At 71.4% G+C, this 13,981-nt stretch carries 17 protein-coding genes; 8 read left to right on the top strand and 9 right to left on the bottom strand.

The features are described 5' to 3' along the window. Positions 1-868: 868 nt before the first annotated feature. The 3 genes from ASF20_RS16555 to ASF20_RS24225 form a co-directional block, all read right to left on the bottom strand. On the bottom strand, positions 869-1,186 hold the full coding sequence (locus tag ASF20_RS16555; RefSeq protein WP_082501436.1) for a hypothetical protein: 318 nt from the start codon (positions 1,184-1,186) through the stop codon (positions 869-871). A 53-nt stretch (positions 1,187-1,239) separates the two neighbouring features. After that, complete coding sequence (locus ASF20_RS16560; RefSeq protein ID WP_056275916.1) at positions 1,240-1,461, bottom strand: hypothetical protein; 222 nt, start codon at positions 1,459-1,461, stop codon at positions 1,240-1,242. A gap of 61 nt (positions 1,462-1,522) precedes the next feature. Continuing rightward, positions 1,523-1,729 (bottom strand): hypothetical protein, encoded by a 207-nt coding sequence (locus ASF20_RS24225; protein WP_156648111.1) that lies wholly within the window; start codon positions 1,727-1,729, stop codon positions 1,523-1,525. 454 nt (positions 1,730-2,183) lie between these two features. Between ASF20_RS24225 and ASF20_RS16565 the strand changes: the two genes are divergently transcribed. Next, positions 2,184-2,363 carry a hypothetical protein gene (locus ASF20_RS16565; protein ID WP_056275918.1) on the top strand — a complete coding sequence of 60 codons (180 nt, stop codon included), beginning with the start codon at positions 2,184-2,186 and terminating at the stop codon, positions 2,361-2,363. Positions 2,364-2,388: 25 nt separating this feature from the next. Here the strand turns inward: ASF20_RS16565 and ASF20_RS16570 are convergent, their stop codons facing one another. After that, on the bottom strand, positions 2,389-2,571 hold the full coding sequence (locus ASF20_RS16570) for a hypothetical protein (protein ID WP_056216177.1): 183 nt from the start codon (positions 2,569-2,571) through the stop codon (positions 2,389-2,391). Between the two features lie 74 nt (positions 2,572-2,645). Then, positions 2,646-3,407, bottom strand: coding sequence for a DUF3750 domain-containing protein (locus ASF20_RS16575; RefSeq protein ID WP_056275921.1), 762 nt, complete (start codon positions 3,405-3,407; stop codon positions 2,646-2,648). A gap of 161 nt (positions 3,408-3,568) precedes the next feature. On the opposite strand from ASF20_RS16575, the gene ASF20_RS16580 reads away from it, so the two are divergent. Continuing rightward, positions 3,569-5,071 carry an NAD(P)/FAD-dependent oxidoreductase gene (locus ASF20_RS16580; protein ID WP_056275925.1) on the top strand — a complete coding sequence of 501 codons (1,503 nt, stop codon included), beginning with the start codon at positions 3,569-3,571 and terminating at the stop codon, positions 5,069-5,071. A gap of 59 nt (positions 5,072-5,130) precedes the next feature. Next, complete coding sequence (locus tag ASF20_RS16585; protein ID WP_156648112.1) at positions 5,131-7,035, top strand: hypothetical protein; 1,905 nt, start codon at positions 5,131-5,133, stop codon at positions 7,033-7,035. Between the two features lie 20 nt (positions 7,036-7,055). Here ASF20_RS16585 and ASF20_RS16590 read toward each other — a convergent pair whose 3' ends face one another. Continuing rightward, positions 7,056-7,781 carry a YoaK family protein gene (locus ASF20_RS16590; RefSeq protein WP_082501400.1) on the bottom strand — a complete coding sequence of 242 codons (726 nt, stop codon included), beginning with the start codon at positions 7,779-7,781 and terminating at the stop codon, positions 7,056-7,058. A 255-nt stretch (positions 7,782-8,036) separates the two neighbouring features. Here ASF20_RS16590 and ASF20_RS16595 point away from each other — a divergent pair, with 255 nt between their 5' ends. The 3 genes from ASF20_RS16595 to ASF20_RS16605 all read left to right on the top strand — a co-directional run bounded on the left by ASF20_RS16595 (position 8,037) and on the right by ASF20_RS16605 (position 9,596). Next, a complete protein-coding gene (locus ASF20_RS16595) occupies positions 8,037-8,288 on the top strand; it encodes a hypothetical protein (RefSeq protein ID WP_056216104.1) in 252 nt (83 codons plus the stop codon). Positions 8,289-8,377: 89 nt separating this feature from the next. Continuing rightward, positions 8,378-8,647: a hypothetical protein gene (locus tag ASF20_RS16600; RefSeq protein WP_056216181.1), complete on the top strand. Its 270-nt coding sequence runs from the start codon at positions 8,378-8,380 to the stop codon at positions 8,645-8,647. A gap of 379 nt (positions 8,648-9,026) precedes the next feature. After that, positions 9,027-9,596, top strand: a complete 570-nt coding sequence (locus tag ASF20_RS16605; protein ID WP_056216106.1) for a hypothetical protein — start codon at positions 9,027-9,029, stop codon at positions 9,594-9,596. Between the two features lie 22 nt (positions 9,597-9,618). Here the strand turns inward: ASF20_RS16605 and ASF20_RS16610 are convergent, their stop codons facing one another. Together ASF20_RS16610 and ASF20_RS16615 are read right to left on the bottom strand one after the other, a co-directional pair. Further along, a complete protein-coding gene (locus ASF20_RS16610) occupies positions 9,619-10,410 on the bottom strand; it encodes a hypothetical protein (RefSeq protein WP_244472698.1) in 792 nt (263 codons plus the stop codon). Beyond that, complete coding sequence (locus ASF20_RS16615) at positions 10,407-10,622, bottom strand: hypothetical protein (RefSeq protein WP_056216109.1); 216 nt, start codon at positions 10,620-10,622, stop codon at positions 10,407-10,409. The genes ASF20_RS16610 and ASF20_RS16615 overlap by 4 nt, the downstream gene beginning before the upstream one ends. Before the next feature lie 444 nt (positions 10,623-11,066). Between ASF20_RS16615 and ASF20_RS16620 the strand changes: the two genes are divergently transcribed. Beyond that, positions 11,067-12,089 carry a helix-turn-helix domain-containing protein gene (locus ASF20_RS16620; RefSeq protein ID WP_056216111.1) on the top strand — a complete coding sequence of 341 codons (1,023 nt, stop codon included), beginning with the start codon at positions 11,067-11,069 and terminating at the stop codon, positions 12,087-12,089. Between the two features lie 70 nt (positions 12,090-12,159). After that, a complete protein-coding gene (locus ASF20_RS16625; protein ID WP_056275932.1) occupies positions 12,160-13,473 on the top strand; it encodes an MFS transporter in 1,314 nt (437 codons plus the stop codon). On the opposite strand, the gene ASF20_RS16630 is transcribed toward ASF20_RS16625, so the two are convergent. Beyond that, positions 13,454-13,837, bottom strand: coding sequence for a hypothetical protein (locus ASF20_RS16630; RefSeq protein WP_056216114.1), 384 nt, complete (start codon positions 13,835-13,837; stop codon positions 13,454-13,456). The two genes, ASF20_RS16625 and ASF20_RS16630, sit on opposite strands and share 20 nt — an antisense overlap. Positions 13,838-13,981 lie beyond the last annotated feature (144 nt).

Raw genomic sequence — 13,981 nt, forward strand, 5'->3', positions numbered from 1 at the left:
TTGCGAATCGGAACTTGCCAATCAAAACCCGCCGCGGCCGGAGCCGGGCGGGCGCGGTGAGACCTAACGGTTGATCGGGCGTCGACCTCAACGGAGGAATTCGACACGAATCGTGGACGATTCGCAGCAACAATCCAGCAACAGGAACCGAAAAACGCGTCGGAGCTTTCGCAGAACCGGGGAAGGCATTCGACGGACGCCCCCCCGCGGATGCTGGCACCGAGGAGGACGTGCGTCGCACCGGCAGCATCCCCGCGATGGATTGGCGTTCCGACCATTGGCGGTCAGGGTCGGCTCGCACGGCCGGGATCTTCGCTGTCGCATGCGAAGATCGCCTTACTCGGGCCCCTGTCCCTTTCGAGACCTGTCTCGGATAACAATCGGACGCCGGCGCTGCGCAGATCTTCGCGCGGCATCGCAGATCTCGCAGACCCGTCCGATCGCCTCGTCGCGACGGGCGTTGCCGCGTTCAGCGATAGAGTCGCGCACCCATCCTGCGCAGGGCGGACGAGCCGGCCGGTCGGTCGATCGGCCCAATGCTCGTCACGCCGGACGATTCCTGACGATGTCCTAGGGCGAAGCCAGAAAAAACACCCGCCACGGCGTGAACCGCGCGGGTGTCAAGGTAACAGCCCCCGGGTTTCGGGAGGCATGAGATAGACGAACGGCCGAGCCGGAATCATCCGATGGTTGCGCGAACTCCGTGGGCCGGATGGCGCCTCTCCGGGCGACGCGCCGACGCGGGGTGCCTGCTGTCGGGCATGCGCGGGCGGCAGGGCCTCGACCTGGATTGCCGTCGTCACGCCCTATCCGGTGGACGGCGGCCGGGCGTGTCGCCCTTGAACCGAGGCGGCGCCGGGCTGCCCCGCTACTGGTTGCCGATCGAAGGGCCGCCCGCCGCACCACCGGTCCCGGGCGGCCCGCTGGTTGGCGTGCCGCCGATGTTCAGGCCCGGGCTGCTTCCGGGAATGGAATTGGGGCTGGGATTGCCCACGACGTTCGGTGCGGGGCGACCCACGGCGTCGCTGGCCCGCGGCGCGGCGCCCGGGGCCATGGACGGCGTGGTGACCCCGGTATTTCCCGCTCCGCCGGTGGGCGCGAGCGGTTCCGCCAAGGCCGGATGCGTCAGGGGGGAGGCGGACAGGGCAATTGCCAAGGCGGCGAGGGTCAGAAGGGTGCGGGTCATCGGTCCGTCCATGCAGCTACGATCGATCGGCGACCGCCGGTCGCCCCGGAGGTTCAGCCCACCAGCCAATGGGCGGCGAGCATCACGATCGATCCCGCCACCGCAAACCCGAGCAGGGTCACGCTGCTGACCTGATCCACCTGGTCGACGGTGTTTCCGACGCGGTGTTCGCGGTTCATCGACGTGCTGTGCGGCCCGGTCCGATTGGCGTCGACGTTGCAGACATCGTTCGTGGTCTGGCGGGGTGTGGCATCGAGATGGGTCAGGGTGGTCATCGAAGAAATCCTGTGAGGGCGAATGATCGCGTCGGGGACGCGGTCCGGTGCGGGCTTCGGCTCAGGAAAACGAGCCGAAGCCCTCGAAGTCGGAAGCCGGCGAGACGCGGGCGCCGGACGGCCTGGACGGTGGGCCGGCCGCAGGCCCGCCGTGCTCGTCGTGAAGCCGCTCGAGGCGCTGGGTCGGGGCGGCGGAACCAGAGTTCTGACCCGCCTCGATCGATGGCCCCGACAGGGCGCGATGGTCGGGCGTGATATGGTTGCGCATGCGGGGAACCCCGTTGGTATGCCACGACTGTCTGAATGTGAGCAGAGAATGTCTCGCAGCGACGGGCGTTCCTTGCCGACGCCTAAGCAAGGAGTCGCAGGCCGCGGCCCGTGCCGAGCCCTTGAACTCGGCGCATCCTCGCCCCGGATCGCCGCCGAGGATGCGCATTCCCGGGCGGGGACGCCGGTGACGCGAGCGACGGACCCTGGAGCCGCTCGTGGCGGCGCCGCGGATCCGGGTTCGCCGACGCACGTCGATCGCGATGCCTCGCCTCCGCGCTGCTGTCGCTGTACCGGGACTGCTCGGGATGTGTCCCGTGGCCATCCGCGACACCCGAAGCCGCCCGTGACCCTGGCCCCCGTCGCCCCCTCGGGGCAGCGCTTTCCCGCGGCCGGCCATCATGGCGCCACGAACCCGGCCGAAGCAGCCTGAACGCCACGTCAGGGATGGAACCATGCGCTCCGCTACCGGCCGCCTCTGGACGGTTCTGAAGGCCACGTTGGGAATCGGTCTACTGGCGGCCCTGTCGCTGTACTCGGCCAGCGTGGTCGACCAGAGGGGACTGAATCCCTTCGCCGCCGCCCTGGCCGAGCCGGCGACGACCGGAATGGTGAAGGCGAGCCTGGCGCGCTAGCGGAGATCACCCGCCCCTGCCGGGCCTACATGTTCTCGCCGGCATCCGGACTGACGCCGAGTTGCTCGGCCTCGACGGTGGTGTAGCCCTCCAGCCAGTCCGCGCTCTCCTGCGATCCGGCCGGATAGGGATTGGCGGAGACCGGGAGCCCATCGGTCCGGGCGGTACTGCCTTCCAGCCAGATCTTGTTCGAAGCCACGACGGTCATGAGCACACCTCCCGATGCCATGAAACGGTCCATCGGTCGGATGGTTCGAGGGAGCCCGGTGGGGGCCGAGCCCGTCACCATCCCACGCGACCGAGGGCGGGAAGCTTGAGGGCCGGACGCCGCAGATCGAGTCCCGCCACGGCACCGAGCAGGTTCACCTCGAGGCCCTCGACCCAAGCCACCGTCAGCCCGAGATAGCCGCCGAGGTTGAGCCGCAGGCCGGTTCGCGACGGCGTCAGGCCGATCCAGCGGCCGTCGTAGGGGAAGTCCTTGCCGATCGCGGTGGCCGGCAGGCTCGCCGCCATCTCGGGCACCGCGCTCATCACGGCGGCCACGAAGGTGTTCGAGTTCGGACCCGGCCAGACCGTGTAATCGCCCGGCTGCGCGTAGCGGTAGGTCCGGATCGTCTCCCGGATGCGCGGGATCATCGCCTCCGCGGTGGGACCGTCGGCGGCCACGATGGTGTCGGGAACGCTTCCGAACCAGCGCCCGTCGGGCACGAAGCGGTCGATCCAGATCGGCTGGCCCCAGGCCGTGTAGTCGAAGCGCTGATAGGCGGAGGCCCCCGCCTCCTTGACGACGATCCAGCTGTGGGTGGCGAGGATGCCGCGCCAACTCACCGTCCGCGCCGAGAAGATCCGGACGATCGCCTCGGGGTGGGTCGCGGCCGGCGGCAGGAGGCCGGTGCTGGACCGGTCGGCGGAGCGCCAGTCCCCGCGGGTCTGGCGGGCGTAGAGGGCGGCGGAGATCGCGATGGGCGCGATATAGAGGAGGACGAAGGCGAGAGCGGCGATCTTGAGCAAGGCGGTTCCGAACGGCGGGAGGACCGTGCGCATATGGGGCGCCGGGCCGACGGCGGGAGGGCCACCGCGTACCGCGGGACCCCGGGGGCCCTGCGCGCGGAGGCCCCCGCCCCGGCGCAGACAGGGCTTCCTTAACCACTCGCGCGCTATCCCGGAGGTGTGTCGTCCTTCGGTTAACTTGACGGTCCTGCCCGATGAGCCACCACTCGGAAACGCTCGTGATCGGGGCGGGACCCGCCGGCCTGACCGCCGCCTATCTGCTGACGAAGGCCGGGCGTTCGGTGACGGTCCTGGAGAAGGATCCGGCCCAGGTCGGCGGCATCAGCCGCACGGTCGCGCATAACGGCTACCTGTTCGATATCGGCGGTCACCGCTTCTTCTCGAAATCGAAGGCCGTGGTGGATCTCTGGGACGAGCTGCTGCCGGACGACTTCATCGAGCGGCCGCGCCTGTCGCGGATCTTCTACAAGGGCAAGTACTACGCCTATCCGCTCAAGGCCTTCGAGGCCCTGCGCAACCTCGGGATCCTGGAGAGCACCGCCTGCGTCGCCTCCTACCTCTATGCCCGCGCCCGTCCGATCGCGGAGCCGAAGAGCTTCCACGACTGGGTCCGCAACCGCTTCGGCGAGCGCCTGTTCTCGATCTTCTTCAAGACTTACACGGAGAAGGTCTGGGGCATGTCCTGCGACGCCATCTCGGCGGACTGGGCGGCCCAGCGCATCAACGGCCTCGATCTCGGGGCTGCGATCCGCGACGCGCTGGTTCGCTCCCTCGGCCTGCGCAGGGCGCCGCGCGCCGGCGAGCCCGTGATCAAGACGCTGATCGAGTCCTTCCGCTATCCCCGCAAGGGGCCGGGCATGATGTGGGAGGCGGCCGCCGCGAAGGTGGCGGCCCAGGGCGGAACGCTGCGCCTCGACCGGGGCGTGGACGGCCTGCACTACGAGGTCCGGACCGGCCTCTGGACCGTGACGGCCAAGGCCGCCGACGGCACCCGCGAGACCTTCACGGCGCGCAACGTCATCTCCTCGGCGCCGCTGCGCGAACTCGTCGGATCGCTCTCGCCCGCGCCGATCAGCACCTTCCAGGCCCGCGCCCTGCAGTACCGGGACTTCCTCACCGTGGCGCTGATCGCGCGTTCGGACCGGAATTTCCCCGACAACTGGATCTACATCCACGATCCGTCCGTGCAGGTCGGGCGCGTGCAGAACTTCCGCTCGTGGTCGCCCGAGATGGTGCCGGACGCGGCGCATACCTGCCTCGGCCTGGAGTATTTCTGCTTCGAGGGCGACGGGCTCTGGGCGCAGTCCGATGCCGACCTCATCGCGCTGGCCAAGCGCGAGATCGGGCAGATTGGGCTGATCCGCTCCGAGGACGTGGTCGACGCCTGCGTCGTGCGTCAGCCCAAGGCCTATCCGGTCTACGACGAGGACTACAAGGCCCACGTCGCCACCATCCGGCGGGACCTCGAACAGGCCTATCCGAGCCTGCACCTCGTCGGGCGCAACGGCATGCACAAGTACAACAACCAGGACCACGCGATGATGACCGCGATGCTCACGGTGGAGAACATCCTCGCCGGGGAGCGCCGCTACGATCCGTGGTGCGTGAACGAGGATGCGGAATACACCGAGGCGGGCGTCTCGGGCGCACAGGACGCCCTGACGAGCGAGCGCATGGTGCCGCGCCGGGCAGCCTGACGATGTGCGCGGCGTCCGGGACCTCCGACCCCCTGGTGGCCGTTCCGGATACCGTCCCCATGCCCGGAGCCGTTCCGCGCTGGGCGGCGGTCCTGCGCCGCTCGGCTTGGCCGGCGCTCGGCATGGCGGGTCTCTATCTCCTGCTGCATCCCTACGAGGGGATCGACGGCGATGCCCGCATCTACGTGGGGCGGGCCCTCGCCGACCTCGATCCGGACGGGGTCGGACGCGACCTCATGTTCACCCATGACGGGCAGTCGCGCTTCAGCCTGTTCCCCGTCGCCTTACGGGCGCTGGTGGGGGCGCTGGGGCCCGGTCCGGCGGCCCTGGCCGTCAGCCTCGTCGGGCTGATCGCCTGGTTCTGCGCCGCCTCGGCCCTGGCCGCGGCCCTGGGCGCCGGCCGGCGGCGCTGGGTCGTCCTCGCGGCGATGGCGGTCCTGCCCGCCTCTTACGGCTATCCCGGCATCTTCCGCGTCGGCGAGGCGCTAGCGACGCCCCGGACGCTCGCGGAGGCGGCGGTCCTCGCCGGTCTCGCGGCGAGCCTGTCCGGCCGCCGCGCAGGGGCCCTGGCCTTCATGGCCCTGGGAGGCCTCGTCCACCCGATCATGGGGCTGGCCGGCCTGGCGGTGCTCGTCCTCGCCCTGGTGGCGGAGAACCGGCGCTGGCTGCTGGTCCTGGTCCCGGGTCTCCTCGCCATCCTGGTGGCCGCCCGCCTCGGCGTGCCGCTGTTCGCGCGCCTGCTGCAGCCCGTCGATCCCGCCTTCCTCGAGATTCTGCGCCAGCGCTGTGCCGACCTCTTCCCCACGCTCTGGCCGAGCCAGGCCTGGGGTCCGCCCCTCGTGCAGGCCGCCACGATCCTCGTCGCCGCGACCCGCGTTCCGATCCGGGCTCGGAGGCTCCTCCTGGCCGCGCTCCTGGCGGGCGCCGGCGGGGTGGCGGCCACCACGGTGTTCGAGGAGCAATGGTCGTCGCTCCTGGTGATCCAGGTCCAGCCCTGGCGTTTCCTCTGGGTGACCTCCGTCCTCGGCGCCGCCGCCCTGGGCCTGTGCGCCAGCACCCTCCCGCGTGGGACGCCGGGCGACCGGATCACCCTCGCCCTCCTGGGGCTCGCCTGGGTGTTCTCCACCGACCTGCCCATCGCGGCGGCCGCCGGCCTCCTCGCCGTCGGGGTCCACGCGGCGCTCCGCCAGGACCGGCTGGCGCCGTCGCGCGGCCTGATGCGCGCGACCCTGGGTCTGGTCGGCCTCCTCGTCGCCGGCCGCCTCCTCCTCGAAGCGCTCGCCCTCGGCTGGCTCGCCGCGAACCGGACCGAGGGCGCCCATCTCGGCCTTAGCCTGATCCGAAGTTTCTCGATCGTGCCTTCGCTCGCCTTCGGGGCCGGCCTCGCGTGGCTCGCCGCCGAGCGGTCCCGGGTCGCGCGGCCGGTCCTGGCCGTGGCGCTGGTCATCGCCCTCCTGGGCCTCTGGGACGAGCGCGCGCGGGCGTTCCGGCGGATCGAGGACCGCACCCTGCTGCCCGGTCTCGTCGAGGCCATCGCGCGCCGGCCAGGCGAGGTGCTCTGGCTGGACGGGCGGGCCGAGACCTGGCTGACGCTGGGCCGCCCGAGCTGGATCACCAACCTGCAGGGCGCCAGCATCGTCTTCTCGCGCCCTCTGGCGATGCTGTGGTCCGAGCGGATCGACCGGCTCATCGCCCTCGGCCTCGCCACCGAGGCCCAGCGCAGGCCGTTCGCGCCTCCGGTGCCCCCGCGGGCCGACGACCTGCCGGCCGGTGCGGTCGCGACGCTCTGTGCGGCTGCGGACGGGCCCGCCTGGATCGTGGTGCCCCTGCGGGAGGGCCAGGCGCCGCCGGACGGAGCGCGCGTCTTCCCGCTCGCGGAACCCTATGTGAGACCGATGGCGACGGTCGAGGGCATGGGCTGGCAGCGCGTGACCGCCTACGGGCTGCTCACCTGCCGCGCCTGAGTCCGATCCCACGCCGCGGCTCAATCCCCGCGAAGGAGCACGAGGACCGTGAGCACCGCGATCGGGATGACGAGGCAGCCGAACGAGACGGCGGCGACGCCGAAGGCCCCCGCGAGGGCGCCGACGGCGAAGGCCAGCACCGCGGGCAGCATCCGGCGCATCCGCCCCCGCGCAGCCCCGTCCGGCGGCACGGCGCCCCGCGCCCAGTCGACGAGGTCGATCACCGCCTGGGTGACGTTGACCGTCATCACCGTGGTGGCGGCGAGATGCGCGAGGCCGAGGCGCCCGATGGCGTTCTGGACTCCCATCGCCGCGACGCCGAGCATCCCGACCGTCACCGCCGCCGCGCCATCGGGGGAGCCGAGGGGCGAGAGGGCGAGACCGACGACGCAGAAGGCGGCCAGCAAGGCGATCTCAAGGGCCAGCAGCCAGCGCAGGGGCGCCCGGCCGCGGCGCTCCAGGGCCAGGGCGAGGAGCCGGGTGGCCGCGACCGCCCCCACGAAGGCCGGCAGGGCGAGGAGCTTGGCGACCACGCCGGTCGAGGTCGAGACGAGTTCGGCCCCCAGCAGCACGAAGTTGCCGGTCACGTGGGCGGTGAACAGGCCCGTCAGGGCGATGAAGGCGGCCGCGTCGACGAAGCCGGCCACGAAGGCGAGACCGATCCCGGCGGCGAGGTCCGTGTCGATGCGGAGGGGGCCCGACCGGCGCGTGCGGGAACGCTCGTTCGAAGAGGAGATCGGTGCCATCCGGTGCGTCTGCTGAGGATCCAGGGTGGAGGGATGTCGAATCGGCCGACCCCCCATGCGCCGCCGGTTCTCGCCGAACCCGCGGCGAAACGGAAGCATCGGGGTACGGGATCATGGTCGGAGGATTTGAGCCTGCGTGCTTCGACCCGTGACCCTCCTCGCGGAACGGGGTGGAATCCTTCGAAGAGGCCAAAGAAAGCTTACGACGACCGCAGAAGTCCCTGAACCGCTGGCGGGGCCGTTCGTTGTGTCGGCATGACCCATGCTGCAACTGATCCCGCCCCCGCCGAGTCCCGAATCGCGGACGCGCGCCACCGTGAACTCGCGACCGAGCACCTCCTGTTCGGAACGATCCGGTTCCTGGCCCAGGAACATCCGGACCTGCTCAAGAGCCTGGAGGCGAGCGTCGACCACCTCTGGGACAAGGCCGACGACGACACCCGGGACGACGAGGCCGTGCGCGAGGTCGCACGCCGCTTCCTCAAGAGCCTGCGGGCCGAGCGCTGATCCTCCGGCCGCGCGGCCCCGGCCCGAACGTCCGTGCCACGCGTCCGTTCTCAACGCGACAGGAGGTCCTCATGGCGCACAATGCGATGATGGCCACAGCCATCCGACGCACCACGCTCTCCGCCACCCTCGTTCTGGGCCTCGGCGGCGGCGCGCTGGCCCGGGGCGGCAGCGGCGGCGACGGCCTGTCGCCCTACGCCGCCCTGAGCGGCAACGACCGCTCGGCCGGCGTGAACAACGGCAACTACCGCGATCCCGCCCTCGACCCGTATCTGGGCGCCTACGAGGGCCGCTACGATCGGCCGGTTCGCGCGCGCCCTCGCCCGAGCCGGCAGCCCTATGACGGCACGCCGTACTGACACGGCACGCCCTGTCGACCGGTGCGGAGGGAGCGGCGCCGAGGGGGTCCGAGGCTCTCCGTCCCGAGAGGATCGGATCGGAAGGGTCCGTCTGCGGCACGCTCCCATGGGACGAGCGGCGCCAGACCCGGAATCCGCCGGCGCCCATGCCCTGCCGGAGGTAGAGCGGGTCCGGTCCGATCGAATTGGAAACGCGCCTGTTGTCGGCAGGCGGCCGTATCTGCGTGGCGACGATCGACTCGCGGTTTCGCCTCCTCGTCCATGCGGGCACAGGCGCGGGCGGGCCGACGCATTCCGTCCGCGGCTGACGCAACCGATCCCGGGCCGGGAACTTGCGTTCTTGCCGCGACGGCCGCGCCTCGGCCACCAGGAGTGCCCCATGGATACCCCCGCCCTGCCGCCATCCGCGTTCGACGCCCCCGCCATCCTTCTGTCGGGGACGGTCGACCAGGAGATGTACCGGGATTTCCGCCGCCAGCTCGACGCGGTCGGCGACCGAACCCTCGTGGTGGTCGAGCTGACGACGCTCGGCGGCGATCCCGAGGTCGCCCGGATGATGGGCGAGGACATCCGCTTCAAAACCGGCCTGCTGACGGATCGCCGGTTCGTCTTCCTCGGCAAGGCCGCGATCTACTCGGCCGGGACCACCTTCATGAGCTTCTTCGCCCGGTCGAACCGCTATCTCACCCGGGGCACGCGGCTGATGATCCACGAGCGCAAGCTCGACAAGCAGGTGGTCCTCAACGGACCGCTCACGACCTGCATCGCCAGCGTGAAGGCCGCCCTGCACGAGATCGAATGCTCCATCGCGATCCAGAACGAGGGCTTCGCCAACCTCATCCGGGGCTCGCAGGTGACCCTGGACACGGTGCTGCAGCGGGCTCCCGAGAACTGGTACATCGAGGCGGGCGAGGCGCGGGAACTGGACCTGATCGAGGGGATCCTCTGAGCGGCCAGGGCCGCCCGGCCCGTCAGCCCGTCCCGTCGACCGGCAGGCGCTCCGGTGCGGCCTCCTCGGCGCGATCCGCCGGGAAGGCGGTGCGCAGGAGCGCCACCTGCCGGCTCAGCGCCCGCTCGCCAGCCTCGCGGCCACATTTCTCCACGTGGACCCCGCGGTTGACGACCTGAAGGTTCGGGGCACCCCAGAAGCCGAGCAGCGTCGGCCAGGGATCGTCCCGGTGCTCCCGCCAGACGCGGTAGAGGGGCACGCGATGATCGACCTCGGCGGTCTTGAACAACCGCTTGCCCGAGGCGGCGCAGCGGTGGCGCTGATGCGCCTTCAGAACCTTCACCTGGTCGCTGGGCGCCACCCAGAGCTTCCAGGCGGCGACACAGGCCGCGTGCCAGCGCGCATTCTTGTTCGGGACGCCCGCCCCCCAGAGATCCCGGTGCCAACCGAAGCGGAAGACCGGCTGCCCGCAGATGCAGCAATGGCCCTTGCCGCGCGCATGGGCCGGCTCCCGGAAGGGCGAGGGCGGCATCCGGAAGGTGGCGGCGAGGCCGGATCCCTTCTCGGTGCCGAGACGCCAGGTCCAGCCCTCGGGATGGCCCGAGCGGGTGGCGAGGGCCCGCGCCAGCCGGTCCGCGCGCAGGAGATGCGCACGCCAGTAGCTCTCCACCGCGAGGCGCGGCGTCGGCGGGATCAGCGGGCGCGACAGGGCGTGCCGCAGGACGGGGGCCGGGAAGATTCCCGGCAGGGCGCGGTCGAGGCGCGCGCGCGCGGCGACGTTCCGCTCGGCCCGCCACTCCGATGCGGCGCTCACGCCTGAACGAGGCTGTCGTCGGCGGGCGCGGGCGTGGCGACCGGCGCCGGGCGTCCCGCGACCGCATCCGCGAGGCGGTTCAGGCGTCGACCCAGATCGATGACCTCGTTCAAGGCAATGGATTTCTCGCCATTCTTGACGGCACGGGTGATATCGCTGAGTTGCAGCTTGGAAATACGAAGCAACTCGGCGGCAAGCTGGTCTCTGGTCATCGTGCGGATCGCGGAGTTTGGTGGGCGGCGGGGTTCGCGAGAGTTAGGGCGTAACGGTTACCGAGGCGTTGCCGTGCGGGGGCGGCGGCCCCGGAGAAGGTCTTATCCTGGTCGCCGATCGCAGCGCGTCCGATTGCTTGCGTGTCGGGCGCGGCGGCAGCCTCGACGGCCTCGACGATGGTATGTCGTGATCCGCCATCCTGGAAACTGAGGCGGAACGCTTTATTGTCCTGGGCCGACGGCGCTGGCACCAAGAAGCCTTTGCCGCCGCGCCGGCAGCGCGCTCAACTGGGATGGCGCGCCCTCATACTGATCTCTTGCATCGATCACAGAACCGTGAGTTGTCTCGCGCGTTCGGAACGCCCATCCCGGGGGGTGTGAGAATGGGTCGATTGGGATTTGTCCGATGGGCCCTCTGATCCATCCGGTCGGGTTCAGTCAGACGTGTCGCTTCCGTCGTTTGCCTTTTCCACCCAGGAGGTCGGTGCGGAGTTCGCATTCGAGGCATATCGCGACCTCTATGCCGGCGGCGCCGATGTCGCACGGATCGGCCCGGATTTCTCCGCGCAGGTGCAGGCCTACCGGCTGGATCGGATGATCCTGTTCAAGCGCCAGCTGAACGGGCTTCAGCACAGCCGATCCCCGCAGCGGGTGCGCCGGGACGGCTTCGACCATATCACGCTCCACCTGCTCCTCGAGGGCGACCTCCTGGCTGGCCCGCCCGGGCACGAGCGCCGCGTCCGACCGGGGGAGATCCTGGTCTGCGACAACACGCTGCCGCACCAGAGCCGGGCGCACCGCGTGCGGCAGATCTCGACGCCGGTGGCGCGCGAGCTCATCGAGCCCCTGGTCCCCGACCTGCGCAAATTCCATGGGGCGATCCTTCCGGAGACCGTGGGCGGCCTCGTGGCCGATTTCATCGTGTCCCTGACCCGCCGCTCGGAGACCCTCGACGGTTCGGTGGTCTCGCGGTCGAGCGCGGTCCTCGGCATGCTGCTGGCCGCCGCGCTGCGCGGCCATGCCGCCCCCACCGAGGCGATCGTCTGGGCCGCCGTCCACGATGGCCCCGACGACGCCGCCCGCCGCCGCGAGGCCGAGGCCCACGTGGAGCGGCACCTCGCGGATCGCGACCTCAGCGCCGAGACCATCGCGGCGGAACTCGGGATCTCGCGGAGTCGCCTCTACCGGGCCTTCCTGCCGGATGGCGGGGTCGCGCGCTTCGTGCAGCAGCGCCGCCTGGAACGGGTGCGCGATGCCCTCCGGCGCCAGGGCGAAACGCGCTCGATCGCCACCCTCGCCTACGCCTACGGCTTTGCCAGCGAGCAGCATTTCAACCGCGCCTTCCGGACGGCGTTCGGCCGCCCACCCGGACAGTTCCGGACCCATATCCAGCAGCTGCGCGGCGACCCGCATGCCCGGGGCGATCGATCCTGGCCCCTCGCGGCCTGGCACAGCGAGCTCTACTGATGCCCCTCAACTCCGGCGTGCGTCGGCCTCCTCGCGCGTCGCGGACCGCCCCTCGCGCGTCGCGGACCGTATGAGCGAGACCGCCGGACGGCGCCCGCTCACGGCTCCGGCACGCAGGGTCCTGGGGTTCGGCCCCCTGGTCCTGCTCATCCTGGCGCAGCTCTCGGCGGCCAGCGACCGGTTCCTGATCACCCTCGTGACGACCCCGGTGAAGCAGGACCTCGCCCTCAGCGACGCCCAGCTCGGCCTGCTCCACGGCTCGGCCTTCGTCATCCTGTACGCGCTGACCATGCCGCTTTTCGGCAGCTTGGCGGATCGGGGGCACCAGCGCACGATCCTGCTCGCCAGCATCGGCCTCTGGACCCTGGCGACCCTCGGATTCGGACTCGCGGGCTCCTTCGCGGTGCTGTTCCTCAGCCGGTTCGTCCTCGGACTGGGACAGGCCGGTCTCGCGCCGGCCTCGCTGTCGCTCATCGCCCACGGCTCCGAGCAGGGCCGCATGGCCCGGAACGTGTCGCTGTACACGGCGGGAGGCAGCCTCGGGCAGAGCTTCGCCCTGCTCGCCGGCGGTGCGGTCCTGGCCTGGCTCGTCCTGCGCGGCGGCCTGGCGTTTCCCGGCCTCGACCCGCTGCCGCCCTGGCGCGCCCTGTTCCTGCTCGCCTGCCTGCCCAACCTCGTGCTGATCCTCGGCGCGGTGGCCGTCCGGCTTCCGCGGGCGCCACCCGCCGCCAGGGCGGGGCTGAACCCCGCCTGGGCGTGGATCCTGCGGCGGCGGCGGATCTACCTGCCCCACTTCGCGGCCGCGGCCTGCGCCGTCCTGATGGGTCGGACCCTGGCCGCCTGGGGGCCGACCCTCTACGTGCGAAACCACGGCATGAGCCCCGCGGAGAGCGGCGTGGTTCTGGGCGGCCTGCTGCTGATCGGCGGTCCGCTCGGCCATCTGTCCGCAGGCCTGCTCCTGGACCGGGTGGCGCGGGCGCGCCGGCGTGCGGCCGCCTCGCGCCTGCTCGGTCTCGGCCTGATGGCGGCCCTGCCGCCCGCGATCGTGATGGCGGTGGCCGCCGACCGGACGCTCTCGCTCGCCGCCTTCACCCTCCTCACGGCCGTGATCGGGTTCACCGCCCCCCCCGCCGTGACGGGGGTGCAGCTCCTCACGCCCGTCAGCCTCCGCGGGCGGGTCAGCGCCCTCTTCATCGCCGCCGTGACCCTGACGGCCTCGGGTACCGGGCCGCCCCTCCTGGGGTTCCTGGCCGACACCGTCTTCGGCGCCGAACACCTCGGACGAGCCCTGATGGTGCTGTACGGCATGGTGGGCGTCCCCGGGATCCTCCTGGCCTTTCGGGCGGCCCGGATGGGCCGTCCACTCACCGGCGCAGGGCGCTGAGCCAGGACGAAACCGGATCGAGGACGTCGCTGGCGACGGAGGCGGCCCAGGCGCGCGCCCGCTCGGTCAGGGCGGGACGTCGGGCCGGCTCGCCCGCGCGCGCCTCGCGCGATCCGGCATCGACCTCCGTCATCGCCGCGGCCACGAAGGCATCTTCCTGGGCCTGGCAGGCATCGAGGGCGTTGCGCTGGGAGCCGGCGCGGCTCTGCGTCCGCGGCTGCTGCGCGAACGCGTCCCGCACGCAGGCGTGCCAGGTCTGTTCGAGGGCGGCGAGCCCGGCCTCGGACCGGCCAGGCACCTGCGCCGTCGCCGCCTGTGGCGCGAGGCTGATCAGCAGGAAGGCGGAGCGGACGGTCATCGACATGGAGGGGAGTATGGCCGTCCGGCCCGTCGCGGCCTAGAACAAAAGCGCAACACCCGGGGAGCCGCGATCGTCCGTCCGCCGGATTGCCCCCTGGCCGGGACCGAATGCCGGGCCGCCCGCGCCGGGCGCTTCGGATCCGTCCGG

Origin of the sequence: Methylobacterium sp. Leaf88 (assembly GCF_001422795.1) — a bacterium.
Taxonomy (GTDB): domain Bacteria; phylum Pseudomonadota; class Alphaproteobacteria; order Rhizobiales; family Beijerinckiaceae; genus Methylobacterium.

Coding starts and splice junctions, on each gene's coding strand:
- ASF20_RS16555 (WP_082501436.1), bottom strand. CDS start 1,186: ATGACCCGCACCCTTCTGACCCTCGCCGCCTTGGCAATTGCCCTGTCC.
- ASF20_RS16585 (WP_156648112.1), top strand. CDS start 5,131: ATGCCCGGAGCCGTTCCGCGCTGGGCGGCGGTCCTGCGCCGCTCGGCT.
- ASF20_RS16580 (WP_056275925.1), top strand. CDS start 3,569: ATGAGCCACCACTCGGAAACGCTCGTGATCGGGGCGGGACCCGCCGGC.
- ASF20_RS16590 (WP_082501400.1), bottom strand. CDS start 7,781: ATGGCACCGATCTCCTCTTCGAACGAGCGTTCCCGCACGCGCCGGTCG.
- ASF20_RS16595 (WP_056216104.1), top strand. CDS start 8,037: ATGACCCATGCTGCAACTGATCCCGCCCCCGCCGAGTCCCGAATCGCG.
- ASF20_RS16630 (WP_056216114.1), bottom strand. CDS start 13,837: ATGTCGATGACCGTCCGCTCCGCCTTCCTGCTGATCAGCCTCGCGCCA.
- ASF20_RS16565 (WP_056275918.1), top strand. CDS start 2,184: ATGCGCTCCGCTACCGGCCGCCTCTGGACGGTTCTGAAGGCCACGTTG.
- ASF20_RS16615 (WP_056216109.1), bottom strand. CDS start 10,622: ATGACCAGAGACCAGCTTGCCGCCGAGTTGCTTCGTATTTCCAAGCTG.
- ASF20_RS16625 (WP_056275932.1), top strand. CDS start 12,160: ATGAGCGAGACCGCCGGACGGCGCCCGCTCACGGCTCCGGCACGCAGG.
- ASF20_RS16575 (WP_056275921.1), bottom strand. CDS start 3,407: ATGCGCACGGTCCTCCCGCCGTTCGGAACCGCCTTGCTCAAGATCGCC.
- ASF20_RS16570 (WP_056216177.1), bottom strand. CDS start 2,571: ATGACCGTCGTGGCTTCGAACAAGATCTGGCTGGAAGGCAGTACCGCC.
- ASF20_RS16605 (WP_056216106.1), top strand. CDS start 9,027: ATGGATACCCCCGCCCTGCCGCCATCCGCGTTCGACGCCCCCGCCATC.
- ASF20_RS16600 (WP_056216181.1), top strand. CDS start 8,378: ATGGCCACAGCCATCCGACGCACCACGCTCTCCGCCACCCTCGTTCTG.
- ASF20_RS16560 (WP_056275916.1), bottom strand. CDS start 1,461: ATGACCACCCTGACCCATCTCGATGCCACACCCCGCCAGACCACGAAC.
- ASF20_RS24225 (WP_156648111.1), bottom strand. CDS start 1,729: ATGCGCAACCATATCACGCCCGACCATCGCGCCCTGTCGGGGCCATCG.